The sequence below is a fragment of the Chromohalobacter canadensis genome (genome assembly GCF_029544075.1).
Classification (GTDB): Bacteria; Pseudomonadota; Gammaproteobacteria; order Pseudomonadales; family Halomonadaceae; genus Chromohalobacter; species Chromohalobacter canadensis_A.
In genome coordinates, this window is record NZ_JAJQJH010000002.1 from 130071 (window position 1) to 146372 (window position 16302).

Annotated in this window: 13 protein-coding genes; 7 read left to right on the forward strand and 6 right to left on the reverse strand. The window is 61.4% G+C overall.

Going from position 1 to position 16302, the window contains the following annotated elements; genetic code table 11:
* Positions 1-198 precede the first annotated feature (198 nt).
* Positions 199-1587, reverse strand: coding sequence for a GntP family permease (locus tag LUN51_RS04255; protein WP_277810277.1), 1389 nt, complete (start codon positions 1585-1587; stop codon positions 199-201).
* Positions 1588-1712: 125 nt separating this feature from the next.
* Positions 1713-2672: a D-erythronate dehydrogenase gene (denD, locus tag LUN51_RS04260; RefSeq protein ID WP_277810278.1), complete on the reverse strand. Its 960-nt coding sequence runs from the start codon at positions 2670-2672 to the stop codon at positions 1713-1715.
* A gap of 211 nt (positions 2673-2883) precedes the next feature.
* On the opposite strand from denD, the gene LUN51_RS04265 reads away from it, so the two are divergent.
* The 5 genes from LUN51_RS04265 to otnI are packed head-to-tail and all read left to right on the forward strand — an operon-like array spanning position 2884 to position 7349.
* Positions 2884-3642 (forward strand): FadR/GntR family transcriptional regulator, encoded by a 759-nt coding sequence (locus LUN51_RS04265; RefSeq protein ID WP_261507743.1) that lies wholly within the window; start codon positions 2884-2886, stop codon positions 3640-3642.
* 37 nt (positions 3643-3679) lie between these two features.
* A complete protein-coding gene (ltnD, locus tag LUN51_RS04270) occupies positions 3680-4612 on the forward strand; it encodes an L-threonate dehydrogenase (RefSeq protein ID WP_261507744.1) in 933 nt (310 codons plus the stop codon).
* A 2-nt stretch (positions 4613-4614) separates the two neighbouring features.
* Positions 4615-5880 (forward strand): 3-oxo-tetronate kinase, encoded by a 1266-nt coding sequence (otnK, locus tag LUN51_RS04275; protein ID WP_347276506.1) that lies wholly within the window; start codon positions 4615-4617, stop codon positions 5878-5880.
* Complete coding sequence (gene otnC / locus LUN51_RS04280; RefSeq protein ID WP_246894362.1) at positions 5877-6536, forward strand: 3-oxo-tetronate 4-phosphate decarboxylase; 660 nt, start codon at positions 5877-5879, stop codon at positions 6534-6536. The genes otnK and otnC overlap by 4 nt, the downstream gene beginning before the upstream one ends.
* Before the next feature lie 24 nt (positions 6537-6560).
* Complete coding sequence (otnI, locus tag LUN51_RS04285) at positions 6561-7349, forward strand: 2-oxo-tetronate isomerase (RefSeq protein WP_040240128.1); 789 nt, start codon at positions 6561-6563, stop codon at positions 7347-7349.
* Between the two features lie 58 nt (positions 7350-7407).
* Here otnI and fhuE read toward each other — a convergent pair whose 3' ends face one another.
* Positions 7408-9618, reverse strand: a complete 2211-nt coding sequence (gene fhuE / locus LUN51_RS04290) for a ferric-rhodotorulic acid/ferric-coprogen receptor FhuE (protein WP_277810280.1) — start codon at positions 9616-9618, stop codon at positions 7408-7410.
* A 331-nt stretch (positions 9619-9949) separates the two neighbouring features.
* Here fhuE and LUN51_RS04295 point away from each other — a divergent pair, with 331 nt between their 5' ends.
* Together LUN51_RS04295 and LUN51_RS04300 are read left to right on the forward strand one after the other, a co-directional pair.
* Positions 9950-11353 (forward strand): glycoside-pentoside-hexuronide (GPH):cation symporter, encoded by a 1404-nt coding sequence (locus tag LUN51_RS04295; RefSeq protein ID WP_277810281.1) that lies wholly within the window; start codon positions 9950-9952, stop codon positions 11351-11353.
* A gap of 21 nt (positions 11354-11374) precedes the next feature.
* The gene (locus LUN51_RS04300) at positions 11375-12889 is read left to right on the forward strand and encodes an alpha-N-arabinofuranosidase (RefSeq protein WP_277810282.1); all 1515 of its coding nucleotides are present in this window, start codon (positions 11375-11377) and stop codon (positions 12887-12889) included.
* Positions 12890-12981: 92 nt separating this feature from the next.
* Here LUN51_RS04300 and LUN51_RS04305 read toward each other — a convergent pair whose 3' ends face one another.
* The 3 genes from LUN51_RS04305 to putP are packed head-to-tail and all read right to left on the reverse strand — an operon-like array spanning position 12982 to position 16177.
* A complete protein-coding gene (locus LUN51_RS04305) occupies positions 12982-13920 on the reverse strand; it encodes an electron transfer flavoprotein subunit alpha/FixB family protein (RefSeq protein ID WP_277810283.1) in 939 nt (312 codons plus the stop codon).
* Complete coding sequence (locus LUN51_RS04310; RefSeq protein ID WP_277810284.1) at positions 13917-14669, reverse strand: electron transfer flavoprotein subunit beta/FixA family protein; 753 nt, start codon at positions 14667-14669, stop codon at positions 13917-13919. The genes LUN51_RS04305 and LUN51_RS04310 overlap by 4 nt, the downstream gene beginning before the upstream one ends.
* Positions 14666-16177, reverse strand: coding sequence for a sodium/proline symporter PutP (gene putP, locus LUN51_RS04315; RefSeq protein WP_277810285.1), 1512 nt, complete (start codon positions 16175-16177; stop codon positions 14666-14668). Before putP ends, LUN51_RS04310 begins: the two co-directional genes overlap by 4 nt.
* Between the last annotated feature and the right edge of the window lie 125 nt (positions 16178-16302).

Here is a 16302-nt window from a genome sequence, read left to right on the forward strand (position 1 = left end):
CAGGTCGATGTCCTCGCCAATTACCTCGCGCACCGCGGCCACGCTCTAGAGGTTCTCGTGCATGCCGCGGGGCCCATCCTTGGGCCCGTAACCGAAACGCATCTTCATCGCCGTGAAGCCCTGGTCACTCGAAGACACGTACTCTGACCTGCGTGATTTGCATAGCGTTTTCCCTCTTCCAGGCACAGCGAATAGCATTCAACCCACGAAGGCGTTGGCGATGAACAAGGCGACGAGTGCGGCCGCCCACCCCAGCGTCGTGGGCACCGATAGCACCAGCAGCTGGTGTTTGGCGGTTCTCACGCCGAGCATGCGATTGACGACCCAGAAGTAGCTGTCATTGAAGTAGCTGAAGAACAGCCCACCCAGGCACGCCGCTTGGGCCGCCAGCACCAGATTGACATCCGGCATGGACGACAGGATCGGGGCGGAAATCGACGCCCCGGTAATCATCGAGACAGTGCCGCTACCCTGTACGAAACGCACCAGCGTGGCGATGATGAAGGGAATCAAGAAGGCCGGCATGGCCAGCGACGCAACGCTCTCGCCGATGTAATCGCCGGCCCCACTGGCACGCAATACTGCCCCCAGAGCGCCCCCGGCACCGGTCACCAGCAAAATGATGCCGGCGCTTTCGACGCCTTTTTCGAGATGCGACAACACCTGGTCGCGCGGCATCTTGGGTACCAGTCCGTACACTGCCACCAGGACCCCGATGCCCACGGCAATCACCGGGTGACCGACGAACTGGATGATTTGCACCGCCAGAGCAGGATTGTCGCTCTCGCCCACCAGCGCGGTGACCAGCGTATTGCAGAAAATCAAGGCAATCGGCAACGCGATGGGCAGTACCGACTTCAACAACGTAGGCAGCTCTTCCATGGGGCGCTGACCGGCGAGAGGGTCTTCTTCGTCTTCATCGCGACGTAGAGTATCGGGCACGTCACGTTCGATCATCGCCTCGATACGCGGCCCCATGAACCGTGCGTAAAGCACCATGACGATCAAGGCAGGTATCGTAAAGACGATCCCCCAGGCGATCATCAGGCCAACATCGACGCCAAAGATACCCGCTACCCCGAGCGGCCCTGGCGTCGGTGGCACCGCACTGTGGGTGATGGCCAGCCCCGACGCCAGGGCGATGCCCAACGCCAGGACCGAACGGCCGCTATTGCGCGCCAGCGCCCTGACCAGCGGGTTCAGAATCACGTAAGCGGAATCACAGAAAATCGGAATCGAAACGATGTACCCGGTCAACGCCATCGCCCAGTCCTCGCGCTCCTTGCCGAGCATCTTGAGGATGGAGTAGGCCATGCGCTGACCGGCACCCGAGACTTCGAGGATACGTCCCATCATCACCCCGAAACCGATGACCAGGCCAATGGTCGACAGCGTGCTCCCGAAGCCGTCGGTGATCGCTCCGATCACCGCATTGGGCGGCATGCCGCCGATCAAGCCAGCGATCGAGGCGGCGATAATGAGCGCAAGCAAGGCATGCACGCGGGTTTTCAATACCAGCGCGATCATTACGAAGATAGCGATACCCAGGCCGATGATGACCTGTGGACCTGCGGCGGTTTCCGTCATGGTGGCGTACTCCTGTGCATTGTTGTGACTGGCTGAGCAGCGTTGTTGTATCCAAGGATGCAAGCGTGCGTGGAATGTCGCCGACGCCACGGGCGGCCACTAAAGCCGCCGGGCCTCGACGGGCGTCAGGTATTCAGGTAATCCTCGCGATAGGCATGAATTACGGCGTCGACATCGGCATCGGCCTGGAACCCCAGCGATAGCGGACGCTCAATCTCCAGGGCTCCCGGCCAGCTAGCAACGATCTTGTCGATGGCGGCATCCGGCTCAAAGTCCACCAGCGACCGCGTCTCGGCCCCTGCCTGGCGCTCCAATGCGTCCAGCAGTTGCGTCACCGTCACGGTGATGCCTGGCAAGTTAAGCGTGCGCCACTCGCCCAGCGCGTCACCGTCGAGCTGCAAGGCATGTCGAAGATTGCCGACCACCGCGCGCGGCGACGACAACCAAAGCGGCAGTTCGGGGTCCACGGGGCACACGGCACGCTGCCCCGCCAGCGGTTCGCGAATGATCGAGCTGGCGAACGAAGAGGCCGCCTGATTGGACTTGCCGGGTCGCGCCACGATGGTCGGTAGCCGGCAGACGCGTCCGTCGATGAAGCCCCGTCGGCTGTAGTCGTTGACCAACAGCTCGCCGATGGCTTTTTGCGCGCCATAGGAAGAGCGCGGCTGAGGCCCGACCACTTCCGGCACCGGCTGTTCCAGTCCCGGACCGAATACGGCCAGCGAGCTGGCGAATAAAAAACGCAAGCGGCGCGGATGAGCACGACAGGCATCGAGCAGAGCCTGCGTCGCCTCGAGGTTGACGCGCATTCCCAACTCGAAATCGGCCTCCGCCTGGGAGCTGACCACGGCCGCCAAATGGCACACGGCGAGAGTATCGTCGCCCATGGCGCGCTCGATCAGCGCTTTGTCGGCGACATCCCCGACCCATGACTCGACGCGTGGATCGTCGAGAGGACAGGGCGCGAGATCGATCGACGTCACCCGCGTAATCGTCTCTCCCTCGATACGCTGTCCTTCCTCGAGCAGCGTCTGGATCAAGCGCGCGCCGAGAAAGCCAGCACCTCCGGTCACGATGACTTGCATGCACTTCTCCTCGGTCGAGCGAAGCGGCGCTTCGCATGAATCTCCACTGGCAGTGCGACGTTGGTCCAAAGACGTATTGTGTCGCCACCGCGCTATTTATAATGTTGTCTGACAAATCCATTGGGGCAACACCGCCATTAGTCGGAGACGCCCCAGCGCTATCACTGGCGAGGCCGCACCACGCCTCGCAGCGATAAACGAAGGAACTGCGGTGATCACCAACCAAGAGACCCAAAAACCGACCCGTGGCGCGCAACTCTCGGAGCAGGTCGCACGGCAGTTGACGCATGCCATCCATACCGGCGAGATGCGTCCCGGCGAGCGTCTGCCCACCGAGGCCGCGCTGGGCGAACGCTATGGCATCAGCCGTTCGGTGGTACGCGAAGCTATCTCCATGCTGCGCAACGCCGGCCTGGTCACGTCACGTCGCGGCAGCGGCAGCTTCGTCGCCGAGGTACCCACCGTGGCGTTACGCTTGGCGATTCCCGACCCATCGTTGCAATCGATCATCCGCCTGCTCGAACTGCGCCGAGCCCTGGAAGTCGAGGCGGCACGGCTGGCGGCCCAGCGTCGAACGCCGTCCCAATTGCGCCGTCTTCGCAATGCCATGGCCGATATCGATGAAGCCGTCGAAATCGGTGCCGATGGCGTCGATCAGGACATGGCCTTTCACCGCGCCATCGCCGAGGCCTCGAACAACACCCACTTCACCGCCGTCATCGACTTCTACAATCGCTTCCTGCATCACGCCATTACCGTGACGCGGACCAATGAGTCGCTACGCGAAACGTTCATGGCGCAGGTCATCGAGGAGCATCAAGCGATCGTCGATGCCATCGAGCAGGGCGACGAAGACGCCGCCGCCCAAGCCGCCGCGCGCCATCTTGAACATGCCGAATGGCGTCTGCGCCAGGCGCCGACGGATCTGCTGGAACGTCTCGAGGACACCGAAACCGACACGCCGGTCTAACCAACGGCCGTTCTAACTAACGACAGGGGAACGCGAGATGACACAAGCACAACGTGCACGCGTGGGAATCATCGGCCTGGGGTCGATGGGAATGGGCATGGCGACGTCATTGGTCGATGCTGGCTTCACTACCTGGGGCTGCGACCTGCGGCCCGATGCCCGGCAGGCGTTCGAGGCCCACGGTGGTCAGGCGGTCGCCACGCCCGCCGAGATGGCCGCCCACGTCGATGTCGTCGTCAGCGTGGTCGTCAACGCCGAACAGACCCGCGAGGTTCTGTTCGGGCCGCAGGGCATCGCCGACGGCCTGGCGCCCGGCAGCGTGGTCATCTCGTGCGCCACCTGCGCGCCGGACGCCGTGGTCGCCCTGGGCGACGAGCTCGCCACCCGGGGCCTGCGTCTGCTCGACGCACCGATTTCCGGTGGCGCCGCCAAGGCCGCACAAGGCGCGCTGACGATCATGGCCTCGGGGCCGGCCGATGTCTTCGATAGCGTCGAGGACGTCCTCGACGCCCTCGCCGCCAAGGTCTTCCGCCTTGGCGACGCGATGGGACAGGGTTCACAGGTCAAACTGGTCAACCAGCTGTTGGCGGGCGTGCACATCGCCGCTGCCGCCGAGGCCATGGCCTATGGCATACGCGGCGGCTGCGACCCACAGGTGCTTTATGAGGTCATCACCCAGAGCGCCGGCAATTCATGGATGTTCGAGAACCGCGTCCCACACATTCTCGAAGACGATTACACGCCGCGTTCGGCAGTGGATATCTTCGTCAAGGATCTGGGCCTGGTCCACGACACCGCCCATCGCGACAAGTTTCCCCTGCCGCTGACCAGTCAAGCACTCACCATGTTTACCCAAGCCTCGGCACAAGGCCATGGCGGCGACGATGACGCCGCCGTGATCAAGACGTTTCCGGGCTTTGGGTTGCCGTCTCACGCGGCCAACGATGCCGATACAGGGGAGGAGGAATGACGATGCCCATCATCGGATGCATTGCTGACGACTTCACCGGCGCCACGGACGTGGCGAGCATGCTGGTCAGCGCCGGCATGCGCACGCTGCAGACCATCGGCGTCCCTTCGACGGCGCTGGACGACGACGTCGAGGCCGTGGTCGTCGCCCTCAAATCGCGCACCTTGCCCGCCGACGAGGCCGTAACGCAGTCACTCGAAGCGCTGGCGTGGTTGCAGGCCCAAGGCTGCGAGCAGTTCTACTTCAAGTACTGCTCGACCTTCGACTCCACGCCCGCAGGCAATATCGGGCCGGTGACCGACGCGCTGATGACGGCGCTGGACACCGACTTCACCGTGGCCTGCCCGGCACTGCCCGCCAACCAGCGCACCGTCTACAACGGCTACCTGTTCGCGGGTGGCGTGCCGCTCAACGAAAGCGGCATGCAGGATCATCCCCTGACGCCCATGACGGATGCCAATCTGGTGCGCGTTCTCGGAGCCCAGACGCACCAGCGGGTCGATTTGATCGACTACGCCACGCTCAGCGAGGGGGCCGAGGCCGTCGAGGCCCGCATCCAGGCGCTGCGCTCGGCGGGCGTGGGCATCGCCATTTGCGACGCCATCGACACCCAGCATTTACATACGCTGGCACGCGCCTGCCGCCATCTGCCCCTGGTGACCGCCGGCTCCGGCCTGGCCCTGGGTTTGCCCGCCAACCTGGCCGACCGATTGCCTGCGGCGGGACAAGCCGATGCATTACCCGCTATCGCCGGGCGAGAAGCGATCTTGAGCGGCAGCTGTTCGCGCGCCACCCTGGCGCAGCTCGAGCATGGCCGCGAGCACTATCCGAGCTATCACCTCGACGCCTTGGCCCTGGCCGATGATTTCGAAGAGGTCATCGCGGCGGCGCTCGCGCTGGCCGAAGAGCATCTCGACCGTGGCCCGGTACTGCTGTATGCCAGCGCCTCGCCGGAAGACGTGCGACGGGCGCAGGAGGCCCTTGGCGTCGCGGAAGCGGGGGCCCTGGTCGAACACGCCATGGCCGAGATCGCCCAGTCCCTCGTCGAGCACCATGGCGTACGACGCTTGCTCGTGGCGGGAGGCGAAACCTCTGGCGCAGTGGTCAACGCGCTTGGGGTGCAAGGCTTGCGCATCGGCCCGAGCATCGACCCCGGCGTGCCCTGGACCACCACCTTTGGCACCCCGGCGCCGCTCGCCCTGACCCTCAAGTCGGGCAACTTCGGCGCCCAGGACTTCATGACCAAGGCATGGGGGATGTTGCCATGAGCCACATCAGCACCACGACCACCGAGAATCGCCTGCGCGAGGAGATCGCCGAAATCGGTCGCGCCTTCCGACTATTGGGCATGGCGCCCGGCACCTCCGGCAACATCAGCGCTAAGCTCGATGACGGCTGGCTGATGACGCCGACCAACGCCAGCCTCGGCGCCCTCGATCCCGCCGCGATTTCCAAACTTGACTGGGACGGCAACCTGCTCGACGGCGCGCCACCGACCAAGGAGTCGTTCCTGCACCGCGCCTTCTACGATCAGCGTCCCGATACCGGCGGCATCATTCACCTGCATGCCACGCACTCGGCGGCGGTCTCGTGTCTCAACGGCCTCGATGAACGCTCCTGTCTGCCCCCCATCACACCGTATTTCGTCATGCGCGTAGGGCGTTTGCCGCTGATTCCTTACTATCGCCCCGGCGATCCCGCCCTCGGCGACGCGATACGCGAGCATGCCAAGACCCATGGCGCGGTGTTGCTGGCCAATCACGGCCCCGTGGTGGCGGGCAAAACCCTGGAAGCGGCACGCAACGCCATCGAGGAACTGGAAGAAACCGCCAAGCTGTATCTCCTGCTACGCCAGCACGACGTGCGCACCCTGGGCGAAGCGGAAATCGACGAGCTTCGTCAGGCCTTCGGCGCCCACTGGTAAGCCTTTTCTGAAAGGAGTCTCCCCATGCCCCGCTTTGCCGCCAACCTGTCCATGATGTTCAACGAGGTGCCCTTCATGGAGCGCTTCGCCGAGGCCGCCGCCTGCGGCTTCGAAGGGGTCGAGTTCCTGTTTCCCTATGCGTTCGCGGCCGATGACATCGCCGCCGAGTTGGAGCGTCATGGCTTGCAGCAGGCGCTGTTCAACCTGCCGCCGGGCGACTGGGACGCCGGCGAGCGCGGCATCGCCGCCCTACCGGGGCGCGAGGCGGAATTCCGCGAAAGCGTCGAGACTGCGATTCGTTACGCCCGGGCGCTGAACTGTCCGCGTCTGCACGCCATGGCAGGGCTGGCACCTGAGGATGTTTCACGGGAAACATGGCGCGCGGTGTACCTAGACAACCTGCGCCATGCCGCCCGCCGCCTCGCCGAGCACGACCTCGAATTGCTGCTCGAGCCCATCAATACCCGCGACATGCCGGGGTACTGCCTCAATCATCAGGCCGAGGGGCACGCCATCGTGGCCGAACTGGGCGAGCCCAACGTCAAGGTGCAGATGGATTTCTACCACACCCAGATCATGGATGGAGATATCTGGACGACCTATCGGCGTCATCGCTCAGGGGTCGGCCACATTCAGATCGCTGGCGTTCCCGAGCGTCACGAACCCGATACCGGTGAAGTGAATTATCCGTGGCTTTTCCAACAGTTGGACGCAGACGGGTTCGAGGGTTGGATCGGCTGTGAGTACAAGCCCCGTGCCGGCACGCGGGCGGGACTGGGATGGTTCGAGGCGTGGAAACGGCCAGCCGGCTAGAGGCCGAGACGCTGGCAGACCCTGGCGTTTGCACATGCGCCGGGGCCCGCCAGGACATTCAGAACGAATAGGTCAGCGTCGAGGTCACCCGTCGTGGTTCGCCATAGACACCGTAGGTGTCGAAATAACTGTAGTACTTCTCGTCGAACAGATTCTTCACGTTGACCTGTAGCGCCAGCTGCGGCGTGAACTGGTAACGACCGAAGACATTCGCGACCGCGTAGCTACTCTGCTCGTAGTCGCGGGTTCCACCGGGCGCGGCCTGATCGTCGATGAAGGTGTCGCTCTGCCATCTAGCGCCCCCACCGATCGTCAACTGACGCCACTGTGGCACGCGGTAGCTGGCGAACAGATTGGCCTGGGTACGTGGGCGATCGGTGTTGAACGAGCCTTCCGCGGACGTCGCCGTGTAGTGGGTAACCCCCACGGTCATATCGAGATCGTCGGTCACCGCGCCAGTCAGTTCGGCCTCGAAGCCTTCACTGACGACGTCACTGACCGGAGTCGCAGTCGTAATGGCTGAGCCAGGCGTACTGACGATATCGGCCACGTTGTCCTGCTCGAGCCGGAACACCGAGAACGAGGCGTTGAGCAATCCATCGAACCAGGCCGCCTTGATGCCGGTCTCGTAGTTCTTGCCCACGAGGGGATCCAGATAGCCGTTGCCGCCCTCCAGGCGATAGCTTTGGGGCTGGAAAATCTCGCTATAGCTTAAGTAAGTGGACCAGACATCGTTGATGTCATAGACCAGGCCGCCATACGGGGTAATATCGTCTTCGTCCTGCGAGTGGTTACCCAGGCCACTCGACCAGGTGCTTCCATGCCAGTCGGTATAGCGTGCGCCGACGATCAGCGTCAGCGGGTCGGCCAACGAGAAGCGCGCCACGCCGTAAACGGCCTGCTGGCGAGTACTCGCGCTTTCCGACGGAGAAAATGCCGGCCAATCAAGCTCCCCCGTCGCCCCGCCCCAGTCATCGAAGTCGCCGACGTCGATAGGCCCGGACGTGAAGCTGCTTTCGTAATCGTTGTCCTGATCGCTGTAGCTGCCTCCAACGACTAGCTCATGTTCGCGACCGAATAACTCGAAAGGACCTTTCACATAGGCGTCGGCAGAATCCACATCACGATCACCGCGATTCCAGCCGGTATAAAAAACGGGGCCTTCACCGGTGACCGGATCAGGCGATGAAGAGAAGGCGGTATCGAAGTAGGGCGACATCAGTCGCGAATCCAGATCCGACTCTTCATGGGTCGCCGTGCCGCGCAGCTCCCAGCCATTGCCGAAGCGGTGATCGATCTGCGCGAATACTTTCTTCGATTCGTAATCGCTGTAGGACCAGTCCGGCGCCACGCTGAACGAGCGGCTGTAATCCGTCTCGCTGCCATCGCTGTACCAGAGCGGCAGGCCGCCCCAGGTCGGCGACGAGGCATGCGTGTTCTGGTAGTCGTAACCCACCGACAGGGTGGTGTTATCGGTCACGTCCGCATCGATCACCGCGTAGCCGAACTTCTCACGCTCGGAGTAGCGGTCCAGATAGGAATCGCCGACGTCGTAGCCACCGACGAACCGTGCGCGCACATCGCCGGACGGCGTCAGCGGTGTGGTGACATCGACCACGCCGCGGCGCTGGTCCCAGCTACCCAGCGTGCCGGATACCGCCCCCGTCAACTCGCGACTGTCCGCGTGCTTGCGCACGAAATTAACCGAGGCACCGGGATTCCCCGCGCCCGTCATCAGGCCGTTGGCGCCGCGCACCACCTCAACCCGATCATAGATCGCCGTGTTCTGGGCCCCCTCGCCGAAGTACCAGCGGCTGTCCGTGTTGAGCGTGGGAATACCGTCATATTGATAGCTATTGATGCGAAAACCGCGCGAGTAGAACGACACGCGGTTGCTGTCGATACGACTGGCGGAGACACCCGTGGTGTTGGTAAGGACCTCTTCGATGTCCTGTAGATCCTGATCCTCGATGCGCTGCTCGGTGACGATGCTGAGCGACTGCGGCACCTCCTTGGGACTCAGCTCGAAACGCGTGCCCGCCGTGGTGGTGCGGCGCGTGTAGCCGACGTTCTCATAGAGATTCTGGGCAGTAATGGTGACCGTCTTCAGCTCATCGGCATCGTTGGACTGGGCCAGGGCTGATGGAGAGAGTAACGCGGCGACGGAGGAGAAAAGCGCAATCGGTAACGTGCAACTGCAAAGAGAATACGCGCGGCCTTGGCCGCGCATCAGGCCCAAATCGCACGACCGAGAGGATGGTTTGTTCATTGTGTTCCCTTGAGGACGCGTCATGGGCGTCGCTTTCATGAGCATTTCCAAATGCCGAAGTATGGAAAGCCCCAACACAATAGTCAACGATTATGATAAATATTCGTATTCTCATAATGAAATGACCCTGACCTCACGGCCGCTCATCGCCCCCACTTTCGTCGCGCACCTTTGGTCGCATTACATACAGAAGTGTTTGTTATGGCCTGCTTTGGCGTTGGTTAATAACATTTTTGATATCAAAAACAAGGAATACATACATTAGCGGCAATAGTTAAGCGCCCCCTACGCTTCGCAGACTCAAGGAAAAATAAACCTTCGGGGGCCCGCGATGCGTAACGCCAAACTCAGTGTGATGGAGAAAATCGGCTTCGGAATGGGCGACGCCGGCAACAATATGACGTTCGCCGCGGTCGTCATGTATCTCTCGTATTTCTATACCGACGTCTATGGCATTTCGCCGGCCGTCGTTGGCACCATCTTCATCTCCATGCGCTTCGTGGATGCCATCACAGACCCGCTCATGGGAGCGCTTGCCGACCGCACGCGTAGCCGCTGGGGACGCTTCCGGCCCTACATACTGTTTATTCCCGTGCCCTTGGCCGCTTCCTGTGTGCTGATGTTCACCACCCCCGACTGGTCGGACTCAGCCAAGATTGGCTACGCCTTCGCCACCTATTTCGCGATGTCGCTTTTGTATACCGCGGTGAACATTCCCTACTGCGCGCTGGGCGGTGTGATCACCGACGATCACCGTGAGCGAGTATCGTTTCAGTCCTGGCGCTTTATCCTCGTCGGCGTGGCCTACCTGATTCTCAATAGCGCCTTGATGCCCCTGGTCGAGTTGCTTGGCGGCGGCGACGAAGCGCAGGGTTTTCAGTACACCATGGCCATCATGTCCGTGATCGCACTCGCCATGTTCGGCTTCTGCTTTGCCACGGTCAAAGAACGCGTTCAACCGCCCCCCAAGCAGCAGGAAAGCCTGGTGACGACACTCAAAGCACTGGCCAAAAACGAGAAATGGCGGATTATCCTGGGCATCACCTTCCTGCAAGCGTTGCAGTTTTTCCTGCGTCAGGGCGCGGCCATCTATTTCGCGACCTATGTGCTGGGTTTGGGAGCTACCGGTATTTCCGTGTTCGTGACCTCCGGGGTCGTCGGTAAGATCGCGGGCACCGCCATTTCAAGCTGGTGCAGCAACCGCATCAGCAAGCGCAGCGTATTTTTAGCAAGTACCTGTGCTCTTATTTTCGCCTCGGTGATGCTCTACCTGGTGCCAGGAAGCTGGGTGCTTATGGCGACCGTACTGTTCGTGCTGGTCAACTTCTTACATGGCATTGGCACGCCGATTTCCTGGGCACTGATGGCCGATGCCGAAGACTACGGCGAGTGGAAAACCGGCACCCGCAATACTGGGGTCTCCTTCGCGGGCAACCTGTTCTTTCTCAAGCTCGGCCTCGCTTTTTCCGGCGGGATGATCGGCTATCTGCTTGCCTGGGGGGGATACCAAGCCGGCGTCGAACAGCAAAGTGCCGACGCACTCAACGCCATCAGCTTGATGCTGACGTTAATTCCCGCTGCTATCAGCGCTCTGCTTGCCATCGCCATCTGGTTCTTCGGTCTCGACGATCACGCCATGGATACCATCCGCCGTGATCTGGACACCCGCAAGCGCGACAGCGACGCCGCGCCTGATGCGCCAACGTCCCCGGCCACTGGCTCCGCCTTTTCCTGACCTCAAGCCAAGGAGATCATCATGCACACTCGCGTCACCCTGCACCGCGACTTCGTCATCAGCGAGATCGATGACCGCCTCTACGGCGCCTTTCTCGAACACATGGGCCGGGCGATCTATAGCGGCATCTACGAACCGGGCCATCCCGAAGCGGACGACAACGGCTTTCGCCGCGATGTACTCGACATGGTCAAGGAGCTAGCGCCGCCCATCGTGCGCTATCCGGGGGGTAACTTCGTCTCCGCCTACAATTGGGAAGACGGCATCGGTCCGCGCGAGGAGCGCCCGGTACGGCTCGACCTGGCCTGGCACAGTCGCGAATCTAACCAGATAGGTATCCACGAGTTCGCCGACTGGTGCGAGCTGGCCGGCATCGACATGATGCTGGCGGTCAATCTCGGCTCGCGCGGCATCGACGCTGCCCGCAACTTCCTCGAATACGTCAACCACCCTGAGGGCAGTGCCTGGAGCGACCTGCGGATTCACAACGGCCGCCAGGAACCATGGAACGTCAAGCTCTGGTGTCTGGGCAACGAGATGGACGGCCCCTGGCAGGTCGGTCACAAGAACGCCGACGAATACGGCCATCTCGCCAACGAGACCGGCAAGGCTCTAAAAGCCTACGACAGTAGCCTCGAACTGGTCGCCTGCGGCTCCTCCAACCCTGACATGGCCAGCTACCCCGAGTGGGAAGCCACCGTGCTCGACCACTGCTACGAGACGGTCGACTACATCTCGCTGCACATGTACTTCACCAACTATGCCGACGACCTGGGTAGCTACCTGGCACTCAGCGAGAAACTCGATCGCTACATCGGATCGATCGGCGGGGTCATCGACTACATCAAGGCCAAGAAGCGTTCCACCAAGGACGTGCACATCTGCTTCGACGAGTGGAACGTCTGGTATCACAGCACCGAGCGCGACAAGCGCATCCTGCAGGGCAACGACTGGCCCTTCGCACCGGCAATACTCGAGGACGCCTACAACGTTGAGGACGCCCTGCTGATCGGCTGCGTGCTCAACACCTTCATCCGTCGCTCCGACCGCGTGCGCATCGCCTGCATCGCGCAGTTGGTCAACGTCATCGCCCCGATCATGACCGAGAGCGGCGGAAATGCCTGGCGCCAGACGATTTTCTACCCGCTGTATTTCGCCTCCCGCTTCGGCCGTGGCAAGGCCTTGCGATTGGCTGTCGACAGCCCGACCTACGCGGTCGACGAACTCGGCGATATCCCCTATCTCGACGTGTCCGCCGTGCACGACGACGCGCAGGGAACCATCGCCCTGTTCATCGTCAACCGCCATCCCGACGAGGCACTCGACCTCGGGGTCGATCTGGGCGGCTTCACGGCCTGCCAGCTCAAGGAGCACCAAACCATCGATTATCCCGACATGAAAGCGGCCAATACCGCCGAGCAACCCGGCAATGTACGCCCCACCCAAGGTCAGGGCCTGGACGTTGACGGCAATACGCTAAAGGGGACGATCGCACCGCTGAGCTATCACATGGTGCGTTTGGACGTGCACGACTGAAGTCAGAGCACTAGTGCTCCTCGCGTTGGGCCAATGGCGTGTTGCCATTGGCCCCAGGGCTTCGTCTCGAAAGCCACCTTGCGGCATGGAGTTCAGGCCCTGATTTGACGCTCGAGCTCGGGTAATACCTCGAACAGATCTCCGACCAGTCCATAATCGGCGACCTGGAAGATCGGCGCCTCCTCATCGTTATTGATCGCCACGATCACACGGGAATCCTTCATCCCCGCCAAGTGCTGAATGGCACCACTGATGCCGACGGCAATATAGAGATCCGGCGCCACGACCTTTCCAGTCTGTCCCACTTGCATGTCGTTGGAAACGTAACCGGCATCCACCGCAGCACGCGAAGCGCCAATCGCCGCGCCAAGCGTTTCTGCCACACCGTCGAGCAGCTTGAAGTTCTCGGCACTGCCCAGCCCACGCCCACCGGACACGACCGCTCGGGCACTGCCCAACTCCGGCCCTTGACTGGTGGCGCGTGCGTCGCTGACGAAGGTGGAACGTGGATTATCAACGGCGGTCGCCAAGGGTTTGATCTCTGCGTTGCCATTGCTCCCGAAACCGACAGCCTCGAAGGCACTCGTTCGAACCGTTACGACCTTGAGCGGGGCGCTGTTGCTGACCGTGGCAATCGCACCGCCGGCATAGATGGGCCGTTTGAAGGTATCGGCCGACTCGACGGCGATGATATCGGAGACTTGCGGAACGCCATTGAGCGCTGCGACACGGGGCAGAATATTCTTGCCCGTCGTGGAGGAACCCGCCAGCAGATGGGTGTAGTCGGCGACCAGGGAAACGATCAACTCGGCCATCGGCTCGGCCAGCTGGTGGGCATACGCCACATGATCTGCTATCAGCACCGTTCGCACGCCGTCCAGGCTAGCGGCCGCTTCAGCCACGGCCTCGACCCGTTCACCAGCAACGAGAATGTCGATGTCTGCCCCCATCCGTTGGGCCGCGTTGACCACATGGGCGGTTGCGTCGGCCAGTGTATTGTCGTGATGGTCCGCTACGATCAGGATGCTCATGAAATCACCTTCGCTTCGTTTTTCAGCTTGTTCACCAACTCGCTGACCGAGTCGACCTTGACCCCGCCCTGGCGCTGCGCGGGTGTCTCGACACGCATGAGTGTGAGATAGGACGCGCGTTCGATACCCAGCTCCTCGAGCTTGCGAGTGTCGATGGGCTTTTTCTTGGCCTTCATGATGTCAGGGAGGCGAGCATGACGAGGCTCGTTCAGGCGCAGGTCCGTGGTGATCACCGCCGGTAGGCGCAACGCTAGCGTCTCATGGCCGCCATCGACTTCACGGGTCACCGTGACCTGCTCGCCTTCCACTGCCAGTTCCGAGGCGAAGGTGCCCTGCCCCATGCCGGTCAGTGCGGCCAGCATCTGGCCCGTCTGATTGTTGTCGCTGTCGATGGCCTGCTTACCGAGAATCACCAGGCCCGGCTGTTCCTCTTCGACGATGCCGGCCATGACGCGCGCGACATCCAGCGAGTCGACCTGCTCCTCACTCTGGCCATGGATAGCCCGATCAACGCCGAGCGCCAGCGCGGTGCGTAGCTGCTCCTGAGCGCCCTTGGGACCGATACTCACGGCGACCACCTCGGTGGCAATGCCTTTCTCCTTACACCGAATCGCTTCTTCAACGGCGATTTCGCAGAAGGGATTCATGGCCATTTTGGTGTTGCTCAGATCCACATCCGTGTTGTCCGAGCGCACTTTGACCTGAACGTTGTAATCGATGACACGCTTGACGCCGACGAGAATTTTCATGCATGAGCCTCCTGTTGTTTTTCCTGAAGTTCGTGCTGCATTTCATCGAATTGGCGTGAAACCGAGGCAAGCGGAGCTGCTGTCATCAACGACACCAAGACGATGGATATCAGAGAGAACGCGAAGCCGGGAACAATTTCGTAAAGGTCGAAAATCCCACCTGACAACCAGGACCAGACGATGACGGTGACGCCACCAACGACGATGCCCGACAGCGCGCCCCACTGATTCATGCGCTTCCAATACAAAGAGAGAATCAGCGTCGGGCCAAAACAAGCGCCAAAACCGGCCCAGGCATAGGACACCAACGCCAGGACGTCCGAGTCGGGGGCCAGTGCCAGCATCAGTGCTATCGCGGAGACGCCGAGTACGGCCAACCGCCCCACGAGCATCAGTTCCTTTTGGGTGGCATGCTTACGAAATACGGCCTTGTAGATGTCATCGGCGATCGTCGAGGAACAGATCAATAGCTGCGAATCCGCCGTCGACATGACCGCGGCCAGAATGGCAGTCAACAACACACTGGCGATGATCGGGTTGAACAGCATGTCGACCATGAACATGAAAATGCGCTCATGATCATCGATACCGTCAGGGAAAAAGCCATGTCCCAACACACCGATCGATAAGGCGCATACCAGGCCAATGGCAGTCCAGGAGACTGCCACGCGGCGGGCAAAGGGGATGTTGCGATGGTCGTTGATGCCGGCAAAGCGCGCCAGCGCATGGGGTTGGCCGAAGTAGCCCAACCCCCAGGCCAACGAGCTGGCGATCGCAATCCAGGTCAGACGCTCGCCACTGGCGGCATCGGTAAACCACTGCAAGAGATACGGGGATGCATCCCGCACCGATGCCACCGACGCATCGACTCCCCCCAACTCCGTGATCGCCGCTACCGGTACCGCGACCAGCGCGAATAGCATCATGATGCCCTGCAAAACATCGGTCCAGGACACGGCCAGATAACCACCGAAGAAGGTGTATGAAACGATGGCGAGCACCCCCAGCACCACCGCGAGCTCATAATTCATGCCGAAGACGGTATTGAGCAATTTGCCGCCAGCGACCAGTCCCGAACTGGTATAGAAGAGATAGAACACAATGATGAATAGCGAAGCGACCAGCCGTAATCCCTGGGTATGCTGCTGAAATCGCTCGGCTAGAAACTCGGGAATCGTCAGCGAGTTGTTGGCCACGAAACTGTAGACGCGCAGTCGCTGCGCGACGATCAGCCAATTCAAGAGCGAGCCGGTTAGCAGACCGGCAGCAATCCAGAACGAAGACATGCCCGAGAGATAAGCAGCACCGGGCATGGCGACCATCAACCAGCCGGACATTTCAGATGCCCCGGTCGAAATGGCAGTCGCAAAGGGGCCCAGCGAACGGCCGCCCAGTACGTAATCGGAAAAGTCGGAGGACCTTCTCCAGGCGACGATGCCGATAATGAACATCGCCACGAAATAGAGGGCAAAGGTCGCGATAACGACCGTATTATTGTTATCTAGCATCAGCGTTCTCCTTATTTAAGGCAAAAGCCGGCCTGGCAGTGCCATGGCACCGCAATAGTTGTTGTTACTGTTTGAGTATGATCAACGCTGTGCTGATGGCTCAGTCGCTGATCAAGGCAATGGCT